The following is a 20,341-nucleotide window of genomic DNA, read 5'->3' on the forward strand; positions in this document are numbered from 1 at the left end:
GGATCAAACTACAGCGTTACCCTGCAACCCGCTTTCACCGTCATCGTATTGCCACGCTTTTCAACACCGCGCGTGGCTTTTGGAGAACATTCACATGGCATCGGTCAACAAAGTCATTCTCGTCGGCAACCTCGGCGCAGACCCCGAAACGCGCTACATGCCCAGCGGCGACGCCGTCACCAACCTGCGCCTGGCCACCACCGACCGCTACAAGGACAAGCAGTCCGGCGAGATGAAGGAAGCCACCGAATGGCACCGCGTGGCGATGTTCGGCAAGCTGGCCGAAATCGCCGCCCAGTACCTGCGCAAGGGCTCGTCGGTCTATATCGAAGGCCGCATCCGCACCCGCAAGTGGCAGGACCAGTCCGGCCAGGACAAGTACTCCACCGAGATCGTTGCCGACCAGATGCAGATGCTGGGTTCGCGCCAGGGCAGCGGTGGTGGTGGCGGTGATGAAGGCGGTTACGGTGGCGGCGGCGGTGGTTACAGCCGCGAAGCGTCGGGCGGCGGCTACGGCGGCGGCCGTGGTGCCCAGGGCGGTGGCCAGCAGGGCGGCGCGGCACGTCGTCCGCAGCAGCCGGCGTCGAATGGCTTCGAGGATATGGACGACGATATTCCGTTCTGATCCCGAGTCGTCAATACCCGTAGCAATCCGCCCCGCCACCGAGCGGGGCGTTCTTTTTTGCATCGCCGCTTCACACCAGCGCCGGCAAGCCGGCCTCACGCTCCCACTCGACGCAGTTGCGACCGTTGTTCTTGGCCGCGTACAGCACGTTGTCCGCGCGCATCAGCAGCGCTTCCAGGTCTTCGCCCGGCCGCAGCGTGGCCACGCCGAAGCTGGCGGTGACGTTGCGCATGCCTGGCAGGGCCTCCATGCTGGTCTGCTCGAGCGTTTCGCGCAGGCGCTCGGCCAGCTGCAGCGCCGCTTCGTGCGGGGTGTCGGGCAACAGCACGACGAATTCCTCGCCGCCCAGGCGTGCGGCGATATCGCGGCGGCGGATGCCCGCGGCGATGATGCGGCCGACCTGCGCCAGCACCGCATCGCCGGCGCTGTGGCCGTAGTTGTCGTTGATGAACTTGAAGAAGTCCAGGTCGCACAGCAGCACGCTCAGCGCCTCGCCCGGGCGCGGCGGGATCTGGCGCGCGGCCAGGGTCTCGAGGCTGCGGCGCGTGTGCAGCTGGGTCAGCGGGTCGGTATCGCGTTCGTGGCGCAGGTCGTCGATCACGTCCTGCGCGGTCGCCGCCAGCAATGCCAGCCCCAGCGCCAGCAGCAGCAGGGCCAGCGTGGCCTGCAGCCATAGCCAGTAGGCGACGGGCGGCAGCGCGGCGGCATCGTGCGCCGCCGCAGGCGCCAGCGCCAGCAGCGTGCGCGGCAGGAACTGCAGCGCGAACACCAGGTACAGCCAGAACAGCACCCGGTCGACGGTGCGGCCGGTGCGCAGCCGCGCCAGCGGCGCGACCCCCGTCAGCAGGATCAGCGCGATGCCGACGTTCATGACGTAGATGCGCGCGACCAGGCTCGGATACACCAGGTCGAACCACGCCACCATGCCGAACAGGGCGAGCGGCAGCGCCACCGCCGCGCAGCGGTCGGGGCGCGCGCCGATGCGGGCCAGCATGCCGCGCAGCAGCAGCACCGCGCTGCCCAGGTAGAGCGCGCCGGTGACGGTGGCGGTGCCGCCGCCGCCGCGCGGCGGCCACAGGACCTGCAGGCCGATGGCCGCTGCCGCCAGCAGGTAGCAGGCGCCCATCTGCAGCAGGTGGGGCCGCGTGCGCTCGTGATGCCACGCAAACACGAAGCAGAGGGCAAGCAGCAAGGCAATGGCGGGATTGACCAGTGCCAGGAATAGACCGGCATCGTGCAACACGGAAAGTCCCCTGTCTTGGTGTTCTCTGGCAGGGAATGAGGCCCGCGGTGCGATGCGCGTGAAAATGCGCAAGCCAGTGAACATGGAAAGCGGCATGCGCCCGCGCGGGCGCGGCGTCGCGCCGTGGGCGGGGCTTGCAGTGCGGCCGGGGCAGTCAATGAGCCGGGCGGCAACTGCTGGTAACAAATTGTTTCTGTGTCAGCATTCTAGACACGGGTGGCGCCTGAGGCGCCCCCCCGAATGGGGGCCGGACCGGCAAACAATTGTGAACAAGCGCGCCGGCATTTGCTCCCGGGCAAGGCGCCGCGGCGCCGGATGCCCGCTTGGCAGCATTTGTGACTAATCTGGTAGATGCTGTCGGATCCTCCGGCAGTTCGGTTTTCCCGTACGCAAGGAGATCACGATGAAGACCAAGAAAGCGATGCCAGTGTTGGTGCTGGCGGCAAGCGTGCTGGCGGCGCCGTTCGCGATGGCGCAGGGCGGTGCCAGGTCCAGGCCGATGACCGAACCCATGCCCGCGTCCGCGCCGATGGCGCAAAGCTCGCCTTATATGCAGGTGCAGCAGTGGAAGAAGGGTGACCGGCTGCCCACCGAGTTCCGGGACCGCCAGTATGTGATCGACGACTACAAGCAGTACAACCTGCCTGCGCCGCGCAAGGGCACGCGCTGGGTCGGGATCGGCGCCGAGTATTACCTGGTGGCGCCCAACGGCGTGATCCAGCAGGTCGGGTCGGGCTCCTGAGGCCGGAAAAACTGAAAACCGCCACGCCCTCGCCGCGTGGCGGTTTTCTTGCGGCCGGCAGCGGCGGTCAGATACCCAGGATCTTCTTCGCCTCGAGCAGCGACTTCATCGATTCATCATGCTTGCCGGCCTTGTGATAGGCCTCGCCGTCGGCGCGCAGCTTGGAGACCCTGGCGGCGTCCTCGGTCGAGAGCTTGGGGTTGGTCGACAGCTTGGCATCGATGGCCTTCATCTCGTTGGGACAGTTATGGGCGTATGCCATGCCGGTGGCGCCGCACAGCACGATGGCCGTGACGATGGGAAGGTACTTGCGCACAGTGGCCTCCACGCAGGACGGTTGGAGTCTTCAGCATAGTGCATGGCACTGCCTCACGTAGCGCGTGCCGGTTTTCCGCGGCGCCTTCCGGTGTTATTTTCAAGGGCGTCATGTTTTTGCCCGGCCCGATCCGTACCATCCCGATTGCACTGACGCCATACGGGAGCGCCCCCTGCGCATGGAAACCTCCGCCGAACATTATTCGCTGGCCCTGCTGTGCACCGCCGTGCTGACCGTGACGGTGGTTGGCATCCACTACGAGGCGCTGCGCCTGCTGTCCGGGATGCATCCGCGGCGCTGGAGCGGGCGCATGAATATCGGCGTGCTGATCGTCTGCATCATCCTGGTCCATTGCCTCGAGGCGCTGGTGTTCGCCGCGGGTTTCTGGTTTGCCGACCGCGTGCTGGGGCTGGGCGGACTGGCCGGGGTCGCGGTGCCCGGGGTCGAGGCCGCGCCCGCACCGGGCGTGCTGGTCTACGCCTACTTCGCGCTGGAGACCTTTACCACCCAGAGCCTGGGCGATATCGTGCCGGTGGGCGCCAGCCGCCTGATCGCCAGTATCGAGCCGCTGGTCGGCCTGATCCTGATCGGCTGGTCCACCTCGTTCACCTATGTCATGATGCGCCGCGACTGGGAACTGGAGCGCGAGGAGGGCGGCGAGCGTCGCCGCGGCTAGCGCCTGACGGCATCGTTCCGGCTTCCTCAGCGCATTGCGTCTGTGCTCGAACCACCGGCCGCGCCCCCGGCAACAATGGGCGGCCCACAACAAAAAGGGGATACGCGGACATGGCAAGACTGGTAATGATCCTGCTGGGCGTCGACTACCTGCGCACGCGCTGGCGCGGCCTGTTGTGGCTGGGCTGGGTGAGCGTGGTGCTGGGCGTGGTGGCGTTCGTCGATGCCCTGGACAACGCCATCTACTTCCCGATGACGCCGTTCGCGCTGGTGCTGCTGCTCGAAGGGCTGGCCACGCTGGTGGTGGCACGCAGCGGCATCGGCGGGCAGCGCACGCTGCGCCAGGTCAAGGGCGTGTCGTTCTGCTTTGCCGCGTTGCTGATCCTGGCCGGCCACCATCACGGCCACTTCGTGCTGTCGATGATCTTCGCCACGCTGTTCCTGGCCGACGGGCTGCTGCAGATCGTGTCGGCGCGGGTGGTGCGCTTCCGCACCTGGCGCCTGGCGATGGCCGTGGGCGTCTTCGAGATCCTGGTCGCGATCTTCTTCTACCAGCCGTACCCAACCCACTATGTCGGCACCGTGCCGTATTGCCTGGGCCTGGGACTGATCTTCGGCGGCTGGAACCTGTTGCTGCTGGCCTCGCGCCTGCGCCGGCTCGACCATAACCCCGGCATGGACGCGGCCGATGCGGTGCCGGCCGCTACCGCGCCGACGCTCCACCCGGCCAGCGACGCGCCCGACCTGAAGCTGTGGGACGGCCCGCCCGGGCCCGACGAGCATGCGCTGACGGTGCATGTCTGGACCCCGGTCGGTTCCGCCCGCGGCGAAGCACGCCGCCAGCCGCTGGTGGACCGCTATATCGCCGCGGTCGACCGCGACGGCGTGATCTCCACCGGCCACGCCGCGCTGGAATCGCCCGAGGGCATCTACATCAGCCTGTACCCGGCCGAAGAGATCGACCGCTCGCCCGACGAATTCACCCGCATCCTGCGCGCCACGCGCGAGAACGACGTGGCCGGCAAGTTCCAGCCCGACTACCAGACCGAAGCGGCCGCCTGGTGCCCGTCGACGGTACAGGTGCGCATCCGCAACTACGACCCCGGGCGCCTGCGCCGCTTCTGGGACGCGTACCGGCAGGACACCACCTACAACCTGACCTACCGCAATTGCTCCAGCACGGTCTCGCACGCGCTCGAAGCGGCGCTGGAAGGCGCATCGGCCCGGGTCTGGCGCCAGGTGCGCGGCTGGCGCCCGCTGTGGCGCCTGCTCGCCACGCCCGAGCTATGGGTGGCGGCGCAGATCCGCAAGCGCGCCAAGACCATGGCCTGGACTCCGGGCCTGACGCTGGACTACGCCCGCGCGCTCAGCATGCTGGCCGATCCGCGGCCGTCCGGGTGGGCCAGCATGACGCGCATGGCGCTGGGACAGATGCGGCGCCAGCGCCAGGACTGGCGTGAGGCCGCACAGCGCGCCGAAGCCGGGCAGGGCGCGCAGGCCGGCAATGTCGCAAGTGCTGCAAATGCCGGTAATGCCGGCAGTGCCGGTAGTGCCGGTAGTGCCAGGCCGCGCGGGAACGATTAAGCTCGCGGTATTTTCCTGAAACCGTGGAGCCAGAGGAGACATCGCATCATGCCAACACGCCAGCGAATCCTGATCCGCATTGCCGCCCTTGCCACCGTCGCGGTGGCATGCGGCGCGCATGCGCAGACGCCGGACCAGGGCGGTGCCGCCGCCGCCATCAATGAAGCCGTGCAGCAAGGCACCAACCCCTACCGGCCCGACCCTTCGGCGACGCCGGGCAGCATCCAGTCGGACGAGTGCCGCGCCTTGGCCGAGCAGATCGCGCAGGCGCCCAAGCGCGAGTACCGTGCCACGCAGCCGTCCATCGAAACTGCCCAGGGCCGCAAGGTGCCGGAACTGGAGCGTGACCGGCCGAAGAAGGCGCTGCAGCGGGCGTACCGGGAGAAGTGCACCTGAGCCGGCACCGGGTCGGCCGCGGCAGGCCATGGCCAACCACAGCCGGCGATAGCTGGCAACACACATCGCGGGCGGCACCACAGCCGCCCGCTGCTTTTTCCGCCTTGCTCCGGCCGTTCCGGCCCGCCTTTCTCCAATACCGATCGTTCCCCATGCACCTGCGCGGCGCATGGCTGCCCCATGGCCACGCACCCGCCTGCCGCCGGGCCCGCCTGTTTCACCGAGACGGGTAAAAATACATTTGTTTCATGGTTATCCATGATGGAACACTTGTTGCTATTTGCCTAGCATGCCGATGCAAGCGCGCATCGCGTGAACGCTACCCATGGAGAAGCCTGATATGAATGCAACACAAGACACCTGTCCGCGCAGTGCCCGGCGCCCCCTGGCGGCGCCGCTTGCCGCCGCCGTACTGGCGTTGTTTGCGGGCACGGCAGGTGCCGCCGACGTGGCGGCCAGCCCGACGCTCAGCAAGATCAAGTCGTCGGGCACGATCGCCATCGGCCACCGCACCTCGTCGATCCCGTTTTCGTACTACGACGCCAGCCAGAAGGTGATCGGCTTCTCGCAGGACATCTGCGACCGTGTCGTCGATGCGGTGAAGCGCGAGACCGGTGTGCCCGGCCTGCAGGTGCGCATGGTGCCGGTGACCTCGCAGAACCGGATCTCGCTGGTGCAGAACGGCACCGTCGACCTGGAATGCGGCGTCACCACCAACCTGAAGTCGCGCCAGCAGCAGGTGGCGTTCTCAACCACCTTCTTTGTTGCGGGCACGCGCTTGCTGGTGAAGAAAGGCAGCCCGGTGCGCGACTTTGCCGACCTGTCCGGCAAGGCGGTGGTGACCAACGCGGGCACCACCTCCGAGCGCATCCTGCGCCGGCTCAACGACGAGAAGCAGGCCAATATCACCATCCAGAGCGCCAAGGACTATGGCGAGTCCTTCCTGATCCTGCAGTCCGGGCGGGTGACGGCATTCATGATGGATGACGTGCTGTTGTCCGGCGCGCGCACGTTGGCCCCCAATCCCGCTGACTGGGTGGTGGTGGGCACGCCGCAGTCGTTCGAGGCCTACGCGTTCATGATGCGCAAGGACGATCCCGGCTTCAAGCAGGTGGTCGACGGCGCCATCACAGGGCTGATCCGCAGCGGCGAGATCAACAAGCTCTACGCCAGGTGGTTTGCCGCGCCGGTGCCACCCAGGCAGGTGAACTTCGAGCTGCCGATGAGCGAACCGCTGAAGAAGGCCTACGCCAACCCCAACGACGCGGCGTTCGATTAAGTGCGGCGGGCCGGCTCAGCTGCGTCCGGCCGGCACATACGCCCCGGTGCGATGCAATTCGCCCTCGGCCTGCTCCAGCGCGCGGATGGCGCCCTTGCCCTTGCGCGCCAGCAGTTGCTCGACCAGCGCCTCGACCACGGCCACGCCGGCCGTGATCGACGGAAAGAACGACGGGCTTTCGACCGAGAACAGCAGTGTGCAGTCCGCGGCCAGCGCGATCGGCGCGACCGTGCTGTCGGTCAGCGCAATCACCTTGCAGCCGCACTCGCGCGCGGCCTCGGCCACGCGGATGCTCTCCTGCGAGTACGGCGCGAAGCTGACCACCACCACCGCATCTTTGGGCGCCAGCCCGCGCAATTCCATCTCGAGCGTGCCGGCATCGGCGCGGATCAGATGCACGGTGCTGCGGAACAGCCGGTAGACATAGTGGAAGGTAAAGGCGATCGGGAAGCATGCGCGGAAGCCCGCCACATGCACGCAGGCCGCGTGCGACAGCAGCTCGGCGGCTTGCGGCAGCGCCTTCTCGTTGCTGGCGGCGATCCGGTCCAGGTTCTGGTGCTGCGCCTCCAGCATCTCGCCCAGCATGCGGCTGGCGCTGCTTTCGCGCACTACCTTGCGCGCACGCCGCGCATACGGCTGGGTGCCGCCGCGCAGCGCGTCGACAAACAGCTCGCGCATGGCCTGCCAGCCCTCGAAGCCCAGATGCTGCGACAGCCGCACCAGGGTGGCGGGCTGCACCCCGGCGCTGGCCGCGATCTTGCGCATCGACAGCACCGGCACGTCCTGCGGATGGTCGAGCAGGTAGCGGGCACCGCCCTGGAACTGCGTGCTGAGGGCGGGAAAGCCGCGGCGCAACTGTTCCAGCAGTGCCTCGAGGTCATGGGGCGGCGCTGACGAAGAGGGCGGCAAGGATGGTGAGGGCGGCGCTGGATCGGACGGCATGGTGGCTCCGGCTTCAAGGTGTAACGATTGTTGCACAGGTGCGGCCGCCTGCGCACCGCGTCGGCGCCATGGTGGACGGATTAACGACCGCGCCGGCCGGAATCTTTACCCCTGATGACACGCGGCCACACCACTGTCACTTCGCTACAACGCCGGTTCATCCGCATCGTATTTTCCTTACCCGCTTAACGCATCGTGACTTACACTCCGCGCCATAACCTCCGGAAAATCGGTCGTCCGGAACATAATGAGTAGCGGAGCGCGAGCATGGGACACAGAAGCCCGGCAGTGCGACACGGTGGGAGGGTCAACCCGCCGTTTCGGGTCATATTCAGGGTCATCCCGGGGGTCGGATCCTACGCAGGAATCCGGGCTGGCGGGACTCAGGGGGCTGCCGGCATGCCATGCCGGGGCAGGCCGCCGCATGGCTTCACGCTGATAGAAGTGATGATCACCGTGGCGGTCATCGCCATTCTTGCCGCCGTCGCCATTCCCAACTACAGCCGTTACGTCGTGCGCTCGAACCGCGCGGCGATCGAGTCCTTCATGCTGGAGGTCTCGAACGCGCAGGAGCGCTTCCTGGTCGACAACCGGGCCTATGCCGCCAGCCTCGGCGCGCTCGCCATGTCGGTGCCGGCCGGGCTGGCCACGCGCTACGACGTTACGGTGACACCGGGCGCGGCGCCGCCGCCGCGCTACAGCATCGTCGCCACGCCCAAGGGCAGCCAGCTCAGCGACACCGATTGCGGCACGCTGACGCTGACCAGCGCCGGCGCCAAGTCCGCGTCGGGTGCGGGTACCGACTGCTGGAACTGACCATGCGGCCCGATCTTTCCCGCGCGAACGATCGCCGGCGGCCGGCGTGCCGCGGCTTTACGCTGATCGAGTTGCTGTGCGCATTGTCGGTGCTGGCGATCCTGGCGGTCGCGGCGGCGCCTTCCTTTGCCGCGCTGATCGCCGGCCAGCGCGTGCGCAGCGCCTCGCTGGACCTGGCGTCGGCGCTGGTGCTGGCGCGCAGCGAAGCGGTCAAGCGCAATGCCACGGTGTCGCTGGCCCCGGCCGGCGCCGCCTGGACCGCAGGATGGGCCGTGAGCGTGGGCGCCGAGACGGTACGTTCGTTCGGGCCCTATGGCGGGCTGGCCATCACGCCCAGCGCGGCCGGTGGCCTGGCAGTCGGCAACGACGGCCGGCTGACTGGCGCGGCGATGAGCTTCGAGTTCGCGCCCGGCGGCGATACCGCGGCCACCACGCGCGTGTGCGTGCAGGTCAGCGAGACCGGCCGCATTGCCTCCACCAACGGAGCCTGCACATGACGCGCATCACGAAGCCACGGCGGCGCCTGCCGGCGCGCCGCGCGCAGGCCGGCTTCCTGCTGATCGAAGTGCTGGTGGCGGTGGTGATCCTGCTGGTCGCGCTGCTGGGCACCGCCGGACTGGTGGCGCGCTCGGGCCAGACCGAGATGGAGTCCTACCAGCGCGTGCAGGCGCTGGCGCTGCTGCAGGACATGGCCGCGCGCCTGAACGCCAACCGCCAGGTGGCAGCATGCTATGCCAACGGCGCCGCCGGCATGCAGCTGGGCAGCGCGGCCGCGCCGCCGGCCGCATGCACACAGGGCAGCGCCGCGCAGAACGCCACCGCCAACGCCGACCTGCAGGCCTGGAACGCGGCCTTGCTCGGCAGCGCCGAGATGCGCCCGGGCGCCAGTTCGGTCGATCCCGCGCAAGCGGTGGGCGCGATGATCGGCGCGCGCGGCTGCATCGAGACCGTCGACGCGGTCAACCAGGTCTACCGCATCACCGTGGCGTGGCAGGGCCTGGCCACCACGGGCGCGCCGGCGCTCGGCTGCGGCAAGGACCAGTACGGCAACGACGCCTATCGCCGCGCGGTCAGCACCCAGATCCGCATCGGCACCCTCGGGACCGTGTCATGACCGCGCCGCATTCCTCTGTGCCTGCATCGCGGGCCCGCGCCGTGCGCCTGCGCCGCCAGCGCGGCATCTCGCTGATCGAGCTGATGATCGGCATCACCATCGGCCTGGTGCTGCTGACCGCGCTGGCCGGGCTGTACTACGCCAACAGCCTGTCGCGCACCGAGTTCGCCAAATCGGCGGAACAGGTGGAGAACGGGCGCTATGCGCTGGAGCAGATCCGGCGCGAGGTGGAGCTGGCGGGGTTCTTTGGTGTGGGCAATATCGCGCGGGGCAACAAGGCCGCGGAGCCGGCGCTGTGCGCGACCGACCCGGCTGCTTTGGGCTTCTCGTTCACTGCCGAAACCGTGCCGTTGGCACTGACCGGCTATGGGCCGGGCGTGGTGGCCCCGTGCCTGCCGGATCTGGCAGCGACCTCGGAGGTGCTGGTGGTGCGCCGCGTGTCGACCACGCCGGTAGCGGCGCCGGCGCCGGGGTCGGCTTACCTGCAGGTCTCGGCGTGTTCGCAGGACTCGCAGAACTTCGTCTTCGATGCCAGCGGTGCGGCGGCCTTCGCGCTGCGCACCAAGGCCTGCGATGCGGCACAGCCGGCCGAATTGCGCCGGGCCATGGTGCGCATCTTTTACCTGGCAGGCTGCGACCGTTGCAGCAACGGCGGCGACGGCATTCCCACGCTGAAGATGGCCGAGCTGGTCAACGGCGCGTTCCAGTCGCGCTCGGTGGCGCAGGGCGTGCAGGACATGCATGTGCAGTACGGCGTGGACCAGGACAGCAACGGCTCGGCCGACTGCTATGTGACCGATCCGCGCGCCGACAACAGCGCGGTGTGCACCGCCGTGCCCGGCTACGACTGGGGCGTGGTGATCAACAACCTGGCCAATGTCACCACCGTGCGCGTGCACTTGCTGGCGCGCACGCTGAAGCCCTCCGGCGGCCATACCGACAACCGCACCTACGACATCGGCCGCGCGGCCGCCGCGGGTCCGTTCAACGACGCCTACAAGCGCCATGTCTATGCCCAGGTGGCGCGGCTGGTCAACGTCGCCGGGTTGCGCGAGCAATGACGCCGTACCGGCACACACACCGATGAGAGCCATGATGAAGTCAACCGGCGGCACGCTGCGCCGCAATCAATCCGGGGTCACGCTGGTGGTGACGCTGGTGTTCATGGTGATGTTCCTGATGATCGCGGTGGCCATGGTCAATTCCGGCCTGATCAACGTCAAGGTGGCGGCCAACCAGCAGCACAGCGCCGAGGCGCGCGACGTGGCGCAGCAGGCCATCGAGCAGGTGATCAGTGACGACTTCACCAAGGCGCCGGTGGCGGTGGACGTGCCGGTGGACGTAACCGGCGACGGCACGGCCGACTACGTGGCGCAGGTGGCCGCGCCGACCTGCGTGACCAGCAAGCCGGTCGCCAAGGTGATCGATCCGGAGAAGCACCCCGAGGATGCCGAATGCACCCTCGGCAGCAGCACCGGCAACGGCAATCTGGTGGTGGGCCCAGGCGGCGCCAACGTGGTCAGCTCGCTTTGCAACGATACGCAGTGGGACGTCGCCGCCACTGTCAATGACGCCAACACCGGCACCGTCGCGACGGTGCACCAGGGCGTGGCCGTGCGCACGCTGTATGGCTCCACCTGCCCCTGATTGCCAAGGGCGCGACAAGATCCTGAAAGGAAGACCAGCATGCCCATGTTCGCTCGCCGGCTTCGCGCCTATGCCGCTTGTGCCACAGCCCTGGCCGGACTGGCGGCAGCACCCGCGGCGCAGGCCGAAGACATCGATCTGTTCACCGGCCTGCAGAGCAACGCCGGCGCGCGCCCGAACGTGCTGCTGATCCTGGACAACGCCTCGGCATGGAACGCCAATGCGCTGGTCGAGTGCGAGACGCCGGGTGTGGTGGCGCCGAACAACGCGAACAGCAACGTCGGCGCCGAGCAGTGCGCGCTGTACAAGGCGGTGTCCGACCTGATCAGCGACCCCAACACCACCGGCAAGATCAACCTTGGCGTGATGATGTTCGGCGGCAGCAACAACACCGGCGCCCAGTTCCGCTTCCCGAGCGTCACGCCGCCGACCGCGCCTTCTGGTCTGGTGCTCCTCGACCAGGCGGGCGGCGAGCAGATGCTGGCATTCATCAAGAGCATCGACCGCACCAAGGACAGCTCCAACAACTCGCAGGTCGGCGGCGCGATGCAGGAAGCGTGGGCGTTCTTTTCCGGCAAGACGGGCCTGTCCGGCACCACCTACAAGTCGCCGATCAGCAATCCGTGCCAGAAGAACTTCATCATCTACATCGCCAACGCACTCAATAACGGCAAGCCGCAGGACACCGGGCAGGACGCCTACAACAAGCTCAGGGAGGCGGGCGCCACCGCTGCGCAGCTGACGCCGATCCCGCTGTCCCGGGGCAATACCATCGACAACTGGGGCGACGAGTGGGCGCGCTTCCTCAACGGCATGGACCTGAACGCGGCCAACAACGCGGGCTCGGCCACGGCGACGCGCCAGAACATCATCACCTACACCATTGGCGTTACCGACGGCAGCAAGCAGAGCCAGGACTACCTGGAGTTCGTCGGCAGCATGGCCAGCAAGGGCGGCGGCGGCAACTTCACGGTGCGTGCCGGCGACGACGACGCGCTGGCCAAGGCGCTGAAGGACATCTTCAACGAGATGCAGGCCGTCAACAACGTGTTTGCCTCGGTCAGCCTGCCGGTCAGCGTGAACGGGCAGGGCTCGTACCTGAACCAGGTCTACATCGGCATGTTCCGCCCCGATGGCAAGGCACGCCCGCGCTGGGTCGGCAACCTCAAGCAATACAAGCTGGGCTACGACGCCAATGGCAACCTGGTGTTGCTCGACGCCGGCACGCCGGGCGGCAGCGAGCAGACCTCGAAGAATGCGATAAGCAATGCCAGCACCGGCTTTATCTCGCCCAATGCGCGCAGTTACTGGACCGAGGATCCGCCAAAGCAGTTGGGCAGCTCCAGCGTTGTCACGGACTGGCCCGCCGACGGCTTCTGGAAGAACGCCTCGGCGCAATTGCGCAACGCCAAGGATTCGCCCGACGGCGAGGTCGTCGAGAAGGGCGGAGCGGGCGAAATGCTGCGCGCCGACTACCTGACCAGCCAGGCCGCGCGCCGGCTGCTGACCTGCGCCGACGCGAAATGCAGCAAGGGAACGGCGCTGGCGAACTTCAATGCCGCCAACAAGGCCCTCACCGAGGGCAGCGGCCCGTCGCTGCTGAAGACCACCGCCGCGGACGTGGCCAACATGATCGACTGGGTGCGCGGCAAGGACGTCTTTGCCGCGTTGACCGGCACCGACCCGAAGAAGGAGGCGGAGCCCGGCCCCGGCGGCAACGTCACGGTGCGCGGCTCGATCCACGGCGACGTGCTGCATTCGCGCCCGGTGGTGGTCGACTACGGCGGCAGCACCGGCGTGGTGGTGTTCTACGGCGCCAATGACGGCGTGTTCCATGCCGTCAACGGCAACCGCACCGGCGCCATTTCTACCACTGCTGGCCAGGTGCGTGCGGGCGGCGAACTGTGGGGCTTTATCGCGCCCGAGTTCTATGGCAAGCTCGCGCGCCTCTACAACAACGCGCCCGAGGTGCGGCTGACGGGCAGTCCGCAGGACACCGCCGAGGTCCAGTTCAAGCCGCGCGACTACTTCTTCGACGGCACCACCACGGTCTACCAGAACCTGAGCAACCCGGCCGCGCCGCAGGTAATCATCTACCTGACCGCGCGACGCGGCGGCCGCCTGGTGTATGCGCTCGACGTCAGCGATCCGGCGCAGCCCAAGTACCTGTGGAGCAAGACCAGTGCCGACATCCCGGAGCTGGGCCAGACCTGGTCGCAGCCGCGCGTGATGCGCGTGCGCGGCTACTCGACGCCGGTGCTGATCATGGGGGCGGGTTACGACCCGGACGGCGAAGACGCCGACCCGGCGTTCGCAGGCGATGCCACCGCGAGCAACAAGCAGGGCCGCGGCGTGATCGTGCTCAACGCCACGACCGGCGATGTGGTCTGGGCTGCGCTGGGCAGCTGCGCCGGCATTACCACCGGCACCTGCGTCACCATCGACAGCCGCGCGATTCCTTCGGACGTTGCGGTGGTCGACCGCAATGGCGATGGCTATGCCGACAAGGCCTACGTCGGCGACGTGGGCGGCAATGTCTGGCGCATCGACTTCGGCGCGCTGGAAACCGACGTGCCGTCGAAATGGACCATCGGCAAGCTGGCGCAGCTGGGCGGGGCGGTGAACACCAATGACGCGCGCAAGTTCCTCTATCCGCCCGACGTGGTCGCCACCGGCAAGTACGATGCCGTGATGATCGCCTCGGGCGACCGCGAGAAGCCGCTGTATTCGCTGAGCCAGACCCCCGGCGCGGCGCAGAATGTGCGCAACCGCTTCTACATGATCAAGGACCCGAACGTCGACGGCGGGCTGCCGTCAACGTGGGCCGCGATCAGGGAGGCCGATCTGGTCGATGCGACCAGCGTGGCCTACCGCGATAGCGGGGTGGCGAGCGGCTTCTACCTGTCGCTGGCCCCCGGCGAGAAGGCGGTCAATGCGCCGCTGACGGTGGCGGGCTACACCTACTTCGGCACCAACACGCCTTCCAAGATCGAGGCCGGCGCCTGCTACCCCGACCTCGGCGAGGCGCGGGGCTATGCGGTGTCGTTCCTGACCGGGCTCGGCATGAACAACGGGCCGCGCTATGTCATCTTCGACAACGGCGGGCTGCCGCCGTCTCCGGTATTCGGCATGGTGTCGGTCACGCAGACCGATGGCTCGAGCCGGCTAGTGCCGGTGCTGATCGGCGGCGGCAAGGCGGGCGGCAGCGGCGGCGACGACAAGTCTTCGCTGGGCGGCCAGGAAGTAAAGCCCGCCAGCGCCGGCAAGCGCAAGCGCACTTACTGGTACACGCAGAGCGACAAGACCTGAGTCTGTTGACTCGAGCGCCGCTACCGCGGCGCCGCCGCCATCGCGGCGTCTTCCTGCCACCACCCACCCCCCAACGCCTGCAGCAGCGCCGCCGAATCCGCCAGCCGGTCGGCGCGCGCCTGCGCCAGTTCCAGCGCGGCCTGGCGCGACTGCCGTTCGGCGTCCAGCAGCGCCAGCTGGCTGACGCCGCCGAGACGATACTGTTCCGATACCACCGCCAGCGTATCGCGCGCCTGCCGCGCGCTGTCGGCGCGTTCGCGCAGCGCGGCGGCGTCGGCCTCGAGCGCGCGCAGCGCGTCGGCGACATTCTGCAGGCCCTGCAGCACCGCTTGCCGGTATGCGGCCAGCGATTGTTCGTACGCGGCTTCCGCGGCGCGCTTGCGCGCCTGCAGCTCGCCGCCGCGGAATACCGGTTGCACCAGGCCGGCGGCCAGGCTCCACACGTTGAGGCTGCTGAACAGGTCGCGCGCCGCGGTGGCCTGCGTGCCGCCGCTGGCGCTCAGCGTGACCTGCGGATAGAGGTTGGCGGTAGCCACGCCGATATTGGCCGAGGCCTGGTGCAGCAGTGCCTCGGCCGCGCGGATATCGGGCCGGCGCCGCGCCAGCGTGGCGGGCAGGCTCAGCGGCAGCGTGTCGGGCAGGTGCAGCGCGTCGAGATGGAATTCCGGCAGCGCGGCCGCGGCCGGGGTCTGGCCGGTGTAGACCGCGAGCTGGTGCCGGGTGGCATCGAGCTGACGCTGCAGCGCCGGCACCAGCGCCTGGGTTTGCGCCAGCTCCGCGCGCCGGCGCTGCACTTCGACGCGAGCCACGCCGCCCGCGCGCAGGCGGGCCTCGGTGATGCCAAGCTGGCGCTGCTGCGCCGCCGCCATCGCGGCGGTGTCGGCCAGCTGCGCGCGCAGGCCGGCTTCGCGGATGGCAGTGGTGGCGACGTTGGCGGCCAGCGCCAGGCGCGCGGCCTCGAGTTCGTAGCGCTGGTAGTCGACGACGGCCTGCAGGGCTTCCAGCTCGCGCCGCTGGCCGCCGAACAGGTCGAGCGCATAGGACACCTGCACCGTCGCGCCGTACAGCGTGAACGGGCCGGGGCTGGGGATGGCGGTGATGCCCATCGACTGGAAATCGACCTGCTGGCGCGCGGTGTCCAGCTTCGCGTCGATGGCCGGCCAGCGCGTCGCGCCGGTGCGGGCGGCCAGGTTCTCCTGCGCTTCCAGCAGCCGCGCGCGCGCCTGCGCCAGCGTCGGGCTGGCGGCGAGCGCGGCGCGGATGGTGGCGTCCAGCGCCGGGTTGCGGAACAGCGTCCACCACTGCGCCGGGACATCGGCGCCCGCGGCCAGCGTCTGCGCGTGGGCCTGCCCCGCAGCGTCGGCACCGTCCGCCGCAACGGTCGCCACCGGCTGCGGACCCGGCACGTAGCCGGCGTCGTCGGGCGGCGCGGGCACGCGGAAATCGGGGCCGACCGCGCACCCGCACAGCAGCGCGGCGGCGAACAGGGAGGTGAGACGTTGCATGGCCGGCTCCTTCAATCGAGCGTGCGCCGGTAGAAGCGCACCGCGATCGCCATCACCACCACGATAAACAGCGCCATCGGCCACACATTGGGCCACAGCTCGAACCAGCCGTTGCCCTTGAGCAGGATGCCGCGCACCATGCGGTGGAAGTAGGTCATCGGCAGGATGTTGCCGATCGCCTGCGCCCAGCCCGGCATGCCGGCAAACGGGAACATGAAGCCGGACAGCAGGATGTTGGGCAGGAAGTAGAAGAAGGTCAGCTGCATTGCCTGCAGTTGGTTCTGCGCCAGCGACGACAGCGTGATGCCCACGGTCAGGTTGGCGGCGATGAACAGCAGCGCCGCCAGGTACACCGCCAGCACCGAGCCGACAAAGGGCACGCTGAAGATCCAGCGCGCGGCCAGCAGCACGATGGTCGACTGGATCAGGCCGATGAAGATGTACGGCACGATCTTGCCGGTCATCACCTCGATCGGCCGCACCGGCGTGGCCAGCAGGTTCTCCATGGTGCCGCGCTCGCGCTCGCGCGTCATCGCCAGCCCGGTCATCATCACCATGGTCATCGACAGGATCACGCCCATCAGCCCGGGGATGATGTTGTACTGGGTGATGCCCTCGGGGTTGTAGAGCCGCTGCACCTGCACCTCGAACGGCGGCTTGCCTCCGGCCAGCGGCGCCAGCGCTCCCTTCAGGTCGTGCGCGGCGACGCGGTAGGGCAGCTGTGCCAGCGCGGCGATGGCCTGGCCGGTGGCGCCCGGGTCGGTGGCATCGGCCTCGACCAGCAGCGCCGGCCGCTCGCCGCGCAGCAGCCGGCGCGTGAAGTCGGGCGGGATGGTCAGCACGAACTGGACCTCGCCCTTCATCAGCGCCTCGCGCCCGGCGCGCTCGTCGGGCAGCGTGCCGACCACCCTGAAGTAGGTCGATTGCGCCATGCTGGCGACGAACGTGCGCGTGAACTCGCTCTGGTCGGCGGCGATCACCGCGGTCGGCAGCTGGCGCGGATCGGTGTTGATGGCAAAGCCGAACAGCAGCAGCTGCATGATCGGCAGGCCGACGATCATGCCGAAGGTGACACGGTCGCGGCGCAGCTGCAGGAATTCCTTCAGCACGATGCTCCACCAGCGCTGCAGCGAAAAGCGCGCCGAGGTTGACGAAGCGGCAGGCGTCATGACGCCTCCTTCTTCTTGCGCGCCATGTTGTCCTCGGCGCCGCTCATCATGTGGATGAACACGTCTTCCAGGCTGGTCTGGGCCTGTTCGATGCGCCGGCCCGGACCGGCCAGGCGCGCGAGGGTGTCGGCCAGCGCCTGCTCATCGCGCCCGGTCACGTGCAGCGCGGTGCCGAAGGCGACGGTCTGCTCCACGCCCGGCGCGCCCTGCAGCTGCGCCGACAGCGCCGCGAGGTCGTCGCCCTCCACGCTCCACGTCGACAACTGCTGGCTTGCCACCACTTCATCGGCGGTGCCCTGCGCCAGCAGCTTGCCGTAGGCGATATAGGCCAGCTTGTGGCAGCGCTCGGCCTCGTCCATGTAGTGCGTGCTGACCAGCACCGAGATGCCGCGCGCGGCCAGCTGGTGCAGCTGCTCCCAGAAATCGCGCCGAGCCTTGGGGTCGACGCCGGCGGTGGGCTCGTCGAGCAGCAGCAGCTCGGGCTCGTGCAGCAGGCAGGCCGCCAGCGCCAGGCGCTGCTTCCAGCCGCCCGACAGCGCACCGGCCAGCTGCGCCGAGCGCGTCGCCAGGCCCAGCTCTTCGAGCGCGCGCTCGACCGCCTCGCGCCGGTTGGGCATGCCGTACACGCGCGCGACGAAGTCCAGGTTCTCGCGGATCGACAGGTCGTCCCAGTACGAGAACTTCTGCGTCATATAGCCGACGCGGCGCTTGATCTGGTCGGATTCGGTCAGGATGTCGAAGCCCAGGCAGGTGCCCGTGCCGGAGTCGGGCGTCAGCAGCCCGCACATCATGCGGATCGAGGTGGTCTTGCCGCTGCCGTTGGGGCCGAGGAAGCCGAAGATCTCGCCACGCGCCACCTGCATGCTGAGGTCGTTGACGACATGCTTGTCGCCGAAGTGCTTGTTCAGGCCGCGCACGTCGATGGCGAGGCCGAGGTTGTTGCCGTTGGCGGTCGTGTTCATCGCCGCACCACTTCCACCGGCTGGCCCGGCCGCAGCTTGGGGGCATCGGCGGCAGACGGGCGCGCCTCGACCAGGAATACCAGCTTGCGCCGGGTCTCGTTGCTGTAGATCACCGGCGGCGTGTATTCGGCCTCGTTGGCGACATAGCTGATGGTGGCGGCCACCGGCGCGGCGCAGCCATCGCAGCGCACCTGCAGCGCCTGGCCATTGCGCAGCGCGCCGACCACGGTTTCCGGCACATAGAAGCGCACCTTGACGTTGCCCGGCGGCAGCATGCGTACCACCGGGCTGCCCGCGGGCACCCATTCGCCCAGGCGGTAGGGCACGTCGTAGACCAGCCCGGCCTGCGTCGCGGCCACGGTCTTGCGCGACAGCTTCCACTGCGCCTGCGCCAGCGCGGCGCGCGCGGCCGCCACCTGCGCGGCCTGGGCCGCCTGCTGCGCGTCGCGTCCCGGCAGCCGCGCCACGTCGATATCGCGCTGTAGTTCGCGCACGCGCGCGGCGTCGCTGCTGGCCTGCGCGCGCGCTTCGTCGAGCTGTGCCTGGGCGATGCCGCCGATCTCGTACTGGCGCTGGTCGCGCCGCAAGGCCGCGGCGCTGCGCTGGGCCTGGGCCTGCGCCTGCGCGAGCTGGGCCCGGCTGACCTCGACTTCGAGCGGGCGCTTGCCGGTCTTCAGGTCCTGCAGCGTGGCTTCGGCGGCGCGCAGCTGGTCCTCGGCCTGCTGGCGCGCGGCGCGCTCGTCGTCGGCTTCCAGCGCGAACAGCGCGGCGCCCTGGCCGACCTGCTGGCCGCGCTGCACCGAGAGCGCGTCGAGGCGCCCGGCGAAGGGCGAGGCCACGCTGACGAATTCGCCTTCGACGTAGCCTTGCCAGCTGTCGGTGCGGTCGTTGCCGCAAGCGGCGGCAAGCAGCGCGGCGCCGAGCAGGGCGGTACCGCGCAGCACTGTGCGCAGGCGCGGACGATGGATGGAAGCAGCGTGGTTCATGCGGACTCCGGAGAATGCCGGGCCGTGCGGCCCTTCCGTCTGGCGGCGGCTGCGGGCGTGTTCGGCTGCGCCGTTGCCGGTGCGGCCGACAGCCCATGCGTCAGCAGCGCCGTGACATGGCGCACCAGCGCGTCGGTATCGACCGCTTCCGCGCCGGGCAGCCGGCGCCAGATATGCGTGGTGGCCAGCGGCAGCAGCGTCAGCCCGATCAGCGACGGCACCACCAGCGCCGGTTGCAGGCCGGGATTAAGCTGGCCGCGCGCAATCGCCGCCGCCAGCGGCGCCATCAGCGCGCCGGCGCGTTCCAGCGCAAAGCGCTTGAGCACGCGCTCGCGCAGCGCGCCGTCGTCGCTGGCCACTTCGCGGATCCACAGGCCCGGAAACCACGGGGCATCGGCGACGGCGCGGATCAACCGGGTGGCGATGCCGACCAGCATCGCCAGCGGCTCGTCGCCGGGCTCGCTGCCGGCAAAGAAGCGGGCCACCAGCGGCTGCACTTTCTCTTCGATCACCGCATCGAGCAGCAGGTCGCGGTCGCTGAAGTAGTAGTGCACCAGCGCCGGGGTAACGCCGGCCAGCGCCGCGATTGCCTTGACCGGCGTGCCGGCCACGCCCTGCCGCGAAAACAGCTCGGTGGCCGCGTCGAGGATGCGCTCGCGCTGGCCGGGCTGGCCCGCCGCCGGGCGGCCCGGGCTGCGCCTGGGGGGCTTGGGAGAGGCGGGTTTGCGAGGCATGGCGGTTGGTCTGGTGGAATTGGGTGTTCAGTTCATATTAATTTTTGCGTTAATTAATTCAAGGACGGTTACAACTTCGGGCGCGGACGGATGGCCGGCGTTGTCAGGGGTGCTGTATCTGGGGATTTTTTAACAGGGCCAGCAAGCAATGTTGCCGCCCCAAACACCGCATGCCGGTCCCTTCTCCCGCTTGCGGGAGAGGGTTAGGGTGAGGGCCGGCGCGTCGCAGCTCAGGCCGCTTATCGCGAGGCAAGCGCCTGCCCTCTCCCCCGGCCCCTCTCCCGCGAGCGGGAGAGG

General features: G+C 68.8%; 20 protein-coding genes. 12 read left to right on the forward strand and 8 right to left on the reverse strand.

Annotated features, from left to right (window positions below):
- Positions 1-94: 94 nt before the first annotated feature.
- A complete protein-coding gene (locus A2G96_RS03140) occupies positions 95-625 on the forward strand; it encodes a single-stranded DNA-binding protein (RefSeq protein WP_062796676.1) in 531 nt (176 codons plus the stop codon).
- Between the two features lie 70 nt (positions 626-695).
- Here the strand turns inward: A2G96_RS03140 and A2G96_RS03145 are convergent, their stop codons facing one another.
- The gene (locus tag A2G96_RS03145; RefSeq protein WP_062796678.1) at positions 696-1,868 is read right to left on the reverse strand and encodes a GGDEF domain-containing protein; all 1,173 of its coding nucleotides are present in this window, start codon (positions 1,866-1,868) and stop codon (positions 696-698) included.
- Positions 1,869-2,271: 403 nt separating this feature from the next.
- Between A2G96_RS03145 and A2G96_RS03150 the strand changes: the two genes are divergently transcribed.
- On the forward strand, positions 2,272-2,610 hold the full coding sequence (locus A2G96_RS03150) for an RcnB family protein (protein WP_062796680.1): 339 nt from the start codon (positions 2,272-2,274) through the stop codon (positions 2,608-2,610).
- A 67-nt stretch (positions 2,611-2,677) separates the two neighbouring features.
- Here A2G96_RS03150 and A2G96_RS03155 read toward each other — a convergent pair whose 3' ends face one another.
- Positions 2,678-2,926, reverse strand: coding sequence for a hypothetical protein (locus tag A2G96_RS03155; protein WP_062796682.1), 249 nt, complete (start codon positions 2,924-2,926; stop codon positions 2,678-2,680).
- 178 nt (positions 2,927-3,104) lie between these two features.
- Here A2G96_RS03155 and A2G96_RS03160 point away from each other — a divergent pair, with 178 nt between their 5' ends.
- The 4 genes from A2G96_RS03160 (at position 3,105) to A2G96_RS03175 (ending at position 6,860) form a co-directional block, all read left to right on the forward strand.
- The gene (locus A2G96_RS03160; protein WP_062796684.1) at positions 3,105-3,602 is read left to right on the forward strand and encodes an ion channel; all 498 of its coding nucleotides are present in this window, start codon (positions 3,105-3,107) and stop codon (positions 3,600-3,602) included.
- A gap of 110 nt (positions 3,603-3,712) precedes the next feature.
- A complete protein-coding gene (locus A2G96_RS03165) occupies positions 3,713-5,185 on the forward strand; it encodes an HdeD family acid-resistance protein (RefSeq protein WP_062796686.1) in 1,473 nt (490 codons plus the stop codon).
- A gap of 48 nt (positions 5,186-5,233) precedes the next feature.
- Positions 5,234-5,581, forward strand: coding sequence for a hypothetical protein (locus A2G96_RS03170; RefSeq protein ID WP_062796688.1), 348 nt, complete (start codon positions 5,234-5,236; stop codon positions 5,579-5,581).
- Between the two features lie 340 nt (positions 5,582-5,921).
- The gene (locus tag A2G96_RS03175) at positions 5,922-6,860 is read left to right on the forward strand and encodes a glutamate/aspartate ABC transporter substrate-binding protein (RefSeq protein ID WP_062796690.1); all 939 of its coding nucleotides are present in this window, start codon (positions 5,922-5,924) and stop codon (positions 6,858-6,860) included.
- Between the two features lie 15 nt (positions 6,861-6,875).
- On the opposite strand, the gene A2G96_RS03180 is transcribed toward A2G96_RS03175, so the two are convergent.
- Positions 6,876-7,802 carry a MurR/RpiR family transcriptional regulator gene (locus A2G96_RS03180; protein ID WP_231909612.1) on the reverse strand — a complete coding sequence of 309 codons (927 nt, stop codon included), beginning with the start codon at positions 7,800-7,802 and terminating at the stop codon, positions 6,876-6,878.
- Between the two features lie 399 nt (positions 7,803-8,201).
- Here A2G96_RS03180 and A2G96_RS03185 point away from each other — a divergent pair, with 399 nt between their 5' ends.
- From A2G96_RS03185 to A2G96_RS03210, 6 genes are read left to right on the forward strand one after another with little or no spacing between them, the layout of a single operon-like run.
- Positions 8,202-8,618, forward strand: a complete 417-nt coding sequence (locus A2G96_RS03185) for a type IV pilin protein (protein ID WP_062796694.1) — start codon at positions 8,202-8,204, stop codon at positions 8,616-8,618.
- A gap of 2 nt (positions 8,619-8,620) precedes the next feature.
- Positions 8,621-9,115, forward strand: coding sequence for a GspH/FimT family pseudopilin (locus tag A2G96_RS03190; protein ID WP_062796696.1), 495 nt, complete (start codon positions 8,621-8,623; stop codon positions 9,113-9,115).
- Positions 9,112-9,732: a type IV pilus modification protein PilV gene (gene pilV, locus A2G96_RS03195; RefSeq protein WP_062796698.1), complete on the forward strand. Its 621-nt coding sequence runs from the start codon at positions 9,112-9,114 to the stop codon at positions 9,730-9,732. The genes A2G96_RS03190 and pilV overlap by 4 nt, the downstream gene beginning before the upstream one ends.
- Entirely contained in the window at positions 9,729-10,793 is a 1,065-nt protein-coding gene (locus A2G96_RS03200) for a PilW family protein (protein ID WP_062796700.1), read from the forward strand. The genes pilV and A2G96_RS03200 overlap by 4 nt, the downstream gene beginning before the upstream one ends.
- Positions 10,794-10,824: 31 nt before the next feature.
- Positions 10,825-11,379: a pilus assembly PilX family protein gene (locus tag A2G96_RS03205; RefSeq protein WP_082818831.1), complete on the forward strand. Its 555-nt coding sequence runs from the start codon at positions 10,825-10,827 to the stop codon at positions 11,377-11,379.
- 39 nt (positions 11,380-11,418) lie between these two features.
- Positions 11,419-14,688: a pilus assembly protein gene (locus A2G96_RS03210; protein ID WP_062796702.1), complete on the forward strand. Its 3,270-nt coding sequence runs from the start codon at positions 11,419-11,421 to the stop codon at positions 14,686-14,688.
- A gap of 20 nt (positions 14,689-14,708) precedes the next feature.
- Here the strand turns inward: A2G96_RS03210 and A2G96_RS03215 are convergent, their stop codons facing one another.
- From A2G96_RS03215 to A2G96_RS03235, 5 genes are read right to left on the reverse strand one after another with little or no spacing between them, the layout of a single operon-like run.
- Entirely contained in the window at positions 14,709-16,193 is a 1,485-nt protein-coding gene (locus A2G96_RS03215; protein ID WP_062796704.1) for an efflux transporter outer membrane subunit, read from the reverse strand.
- Positions 16,194-16,204: 11 nt separating this feature from the next.
- On the reverse strand, positions 16,205-17,362 hold the full coding sequence (locus A2G96_RS03220; RefSeq protein ID WP_062796706.1) for an ABC transporter permease: 1,158 nt from the start codon (positions 17,360-17,362) through the stop codon (positions 16,205-16,207).
- Positions 17,359-18,324, reverse strand: coding sequence for an ABC transporter ATP-binding protein (locus A2G96_RS03225; RefSeq protein WP_062796708.1), 966 nt, complete (start codon positions 18,322-18,324; stop codon positions 17,359-17,361). Before A2G96_RS03225 ends, A2G96_RS03220 begins: the two co-directional genes overlap by 4 nt.
- Positions 18,321-19,310, reverse strand: coding sequence for an HlyD family secretion protein (locus A2G96_RS03230; protein WP_062796710.1), 990 nt, complete (start codon positions 19,308-19,310; stop codon positions 18,321-18,323). The genes A2G96_RS03225 and A2G96_RS03230 overlap by 4 nt, the downstream gene beginning before the upstream one ends.
- On the reverse strand, positions 19,307-20,044 hold the full coding sequence (locus A2G96_RS03235; protein ID WP_062796712.1) for a TetR/AcrR family transcriptional regulator: 738 nt from the start codon (positions 20,042-20,044) through the stop codon (positions 19,307-19,309). Before A2G96_RS03235 ends, A2G96_RS03230 begins: the two co-directional genes overlap by 4 nt.
- Positions 20,045-20,341 lie beyond the last annotated feature (297 nt).

The organism is Cupriavidus nantongensis (genome assembly GCF_001598055.1).
GTDB lineage: Bacteria > Pseudomonadota > Gammaproteobacteria > Burkholderiales > Burkholderiaceae > Cupriavidus > Cupriavidus nantongensis.

Excerpts from the sequence above, each read along its gene's own strand:
- A2G96_RS03140 (WP_062796676.1), top strand. The coding sequence starts at position 95 with ATGGCATCGGTCAACAAAGTCATTCTCGTCGGCAACCTCGGCGCAGAC.
- A2G96_RS03150 (WP_062796680.1), top strand. The coding sequence starts at position 2,272 with ATGAAGACCAAGAAAGCGATGCCAGTGTTGGTGCTGGCGGCAAGCGTG.
- A2G96_RS03160 (WP_062796684.1), top strand. The coding sequence starts at position 3,105 with ATGGAAACCTCCGCCGAACATTATTCGCTGGCCCTGCTGTGCACCGCC.
- A2G96_RS03165 (WP_062796686.1), top strand. The coding sequence starts at position 3,713 with ATGGCAAGACTGGTAATGATCCTGCTGGGCGTCGACTACCTGCGCACG.
- A2G96_RS03170 (WP_062796688.1), top strand. The coding sequence starts at position 5,234 with ATGCCAACACGCCAGCGAATCCTGATCCGCATTGCCGCCCTTGCCACC.
- A2G96_RS03175 (WP_062796690.1), top strand. The coding sequence starts at position 5,922 with ATGAATGCAACACAAGACACCTGTCCGCGCAGTGCCCGGCGCCCCCTG.
- A2G96_RS03180 (WP_231909612.1), bottom strand. The coding sequence starts at position 7,802 with ATGCCGTCCGATCCAGCGCCGCCCTCACCATCCTTGCCGCCCTCTTCG.
- A2G96_RS03185 (WP_062796694.1), top strand. The coding sequence starts at position 8,202 with ATGCCATGCCGGGGCAGGCCGCCGCATGGCTTCACGCTGATAGAAGTG.
- A2G96_RS03190 (WP_062796696.1), top strand. The coding sequence starts at position 8,621 with ATGCGGCCCGATCTTTCCCGCGCGAACGATCGCCGGCGGCCGGCGTGC.
- pilV (WP_062796698.1), top strand. The coding sequence starts at position 9,112 with ATGACGCGCATCACGAAGCCACGGCGGCGCCTGCCGGCGCGCCGCGCG.
- A2G96_RS03200 (WP_062796700.1), top strand. The coding sequence starts at position 9,729 with ATGACCGCGCCGCATTCCTCTGTGCCTGCATCGCGGGCCCGCGCCGTG.
- A2G96_RS03205 (WP_082818831.1), top strand. The coding sequence starts at position 10,825 with ATGATGAAGTCAACCGGCGGCACGCTGCGCCGCAATCAATCCGGGGTC.
- A2G96_RS03210 (WP_062796702.1), top strand. The coding sequence starts at position 11,419 with ATGCCCATGTTCGCTCGCCGGCTTCGCGCCTATGCCGCTTGTGCCACA.
- A2G96_RS03215 (WP_062796704.1), bottom strand. The coding sequence starts at position 16,193 with ATGCAACGTCTCACCTCCCTGTTCGCCGCCGCGCTGCTGTGCGGGTGC.
- A2G96_RS03220 (WP_062796706.1), bottom strand. The coding sequence starts at position 17,362 with ATGACGCCTGCCGCTTCGTCAACCTCGGCGCGCTTTTCGCTGCAGCGC.
- A2G96_RS03225 (WP_062796708.1), bottom strand. The coding sequence starts at position 18,324 with ATGAACACGACCGCCAACGGCAACAACCTCGGCCTCGCCATCGACGTG.
- A2G96_RS03230 (WP_062796710.1), bottom strand. The coding sequence starts at position 19,310 with ATGAACCACGCTGCTTCCATCCATCGTCCGCGCCTGCGCACAGTGCTG.
- A2G96_RS03235 (WP_062796712.1), bottom strand. The coding sequence starts at position 20,044 with ATGCCTCGCAAACCCGCCTCTCCCAAGCCCCCCAGGCGCAGCCCGGGC.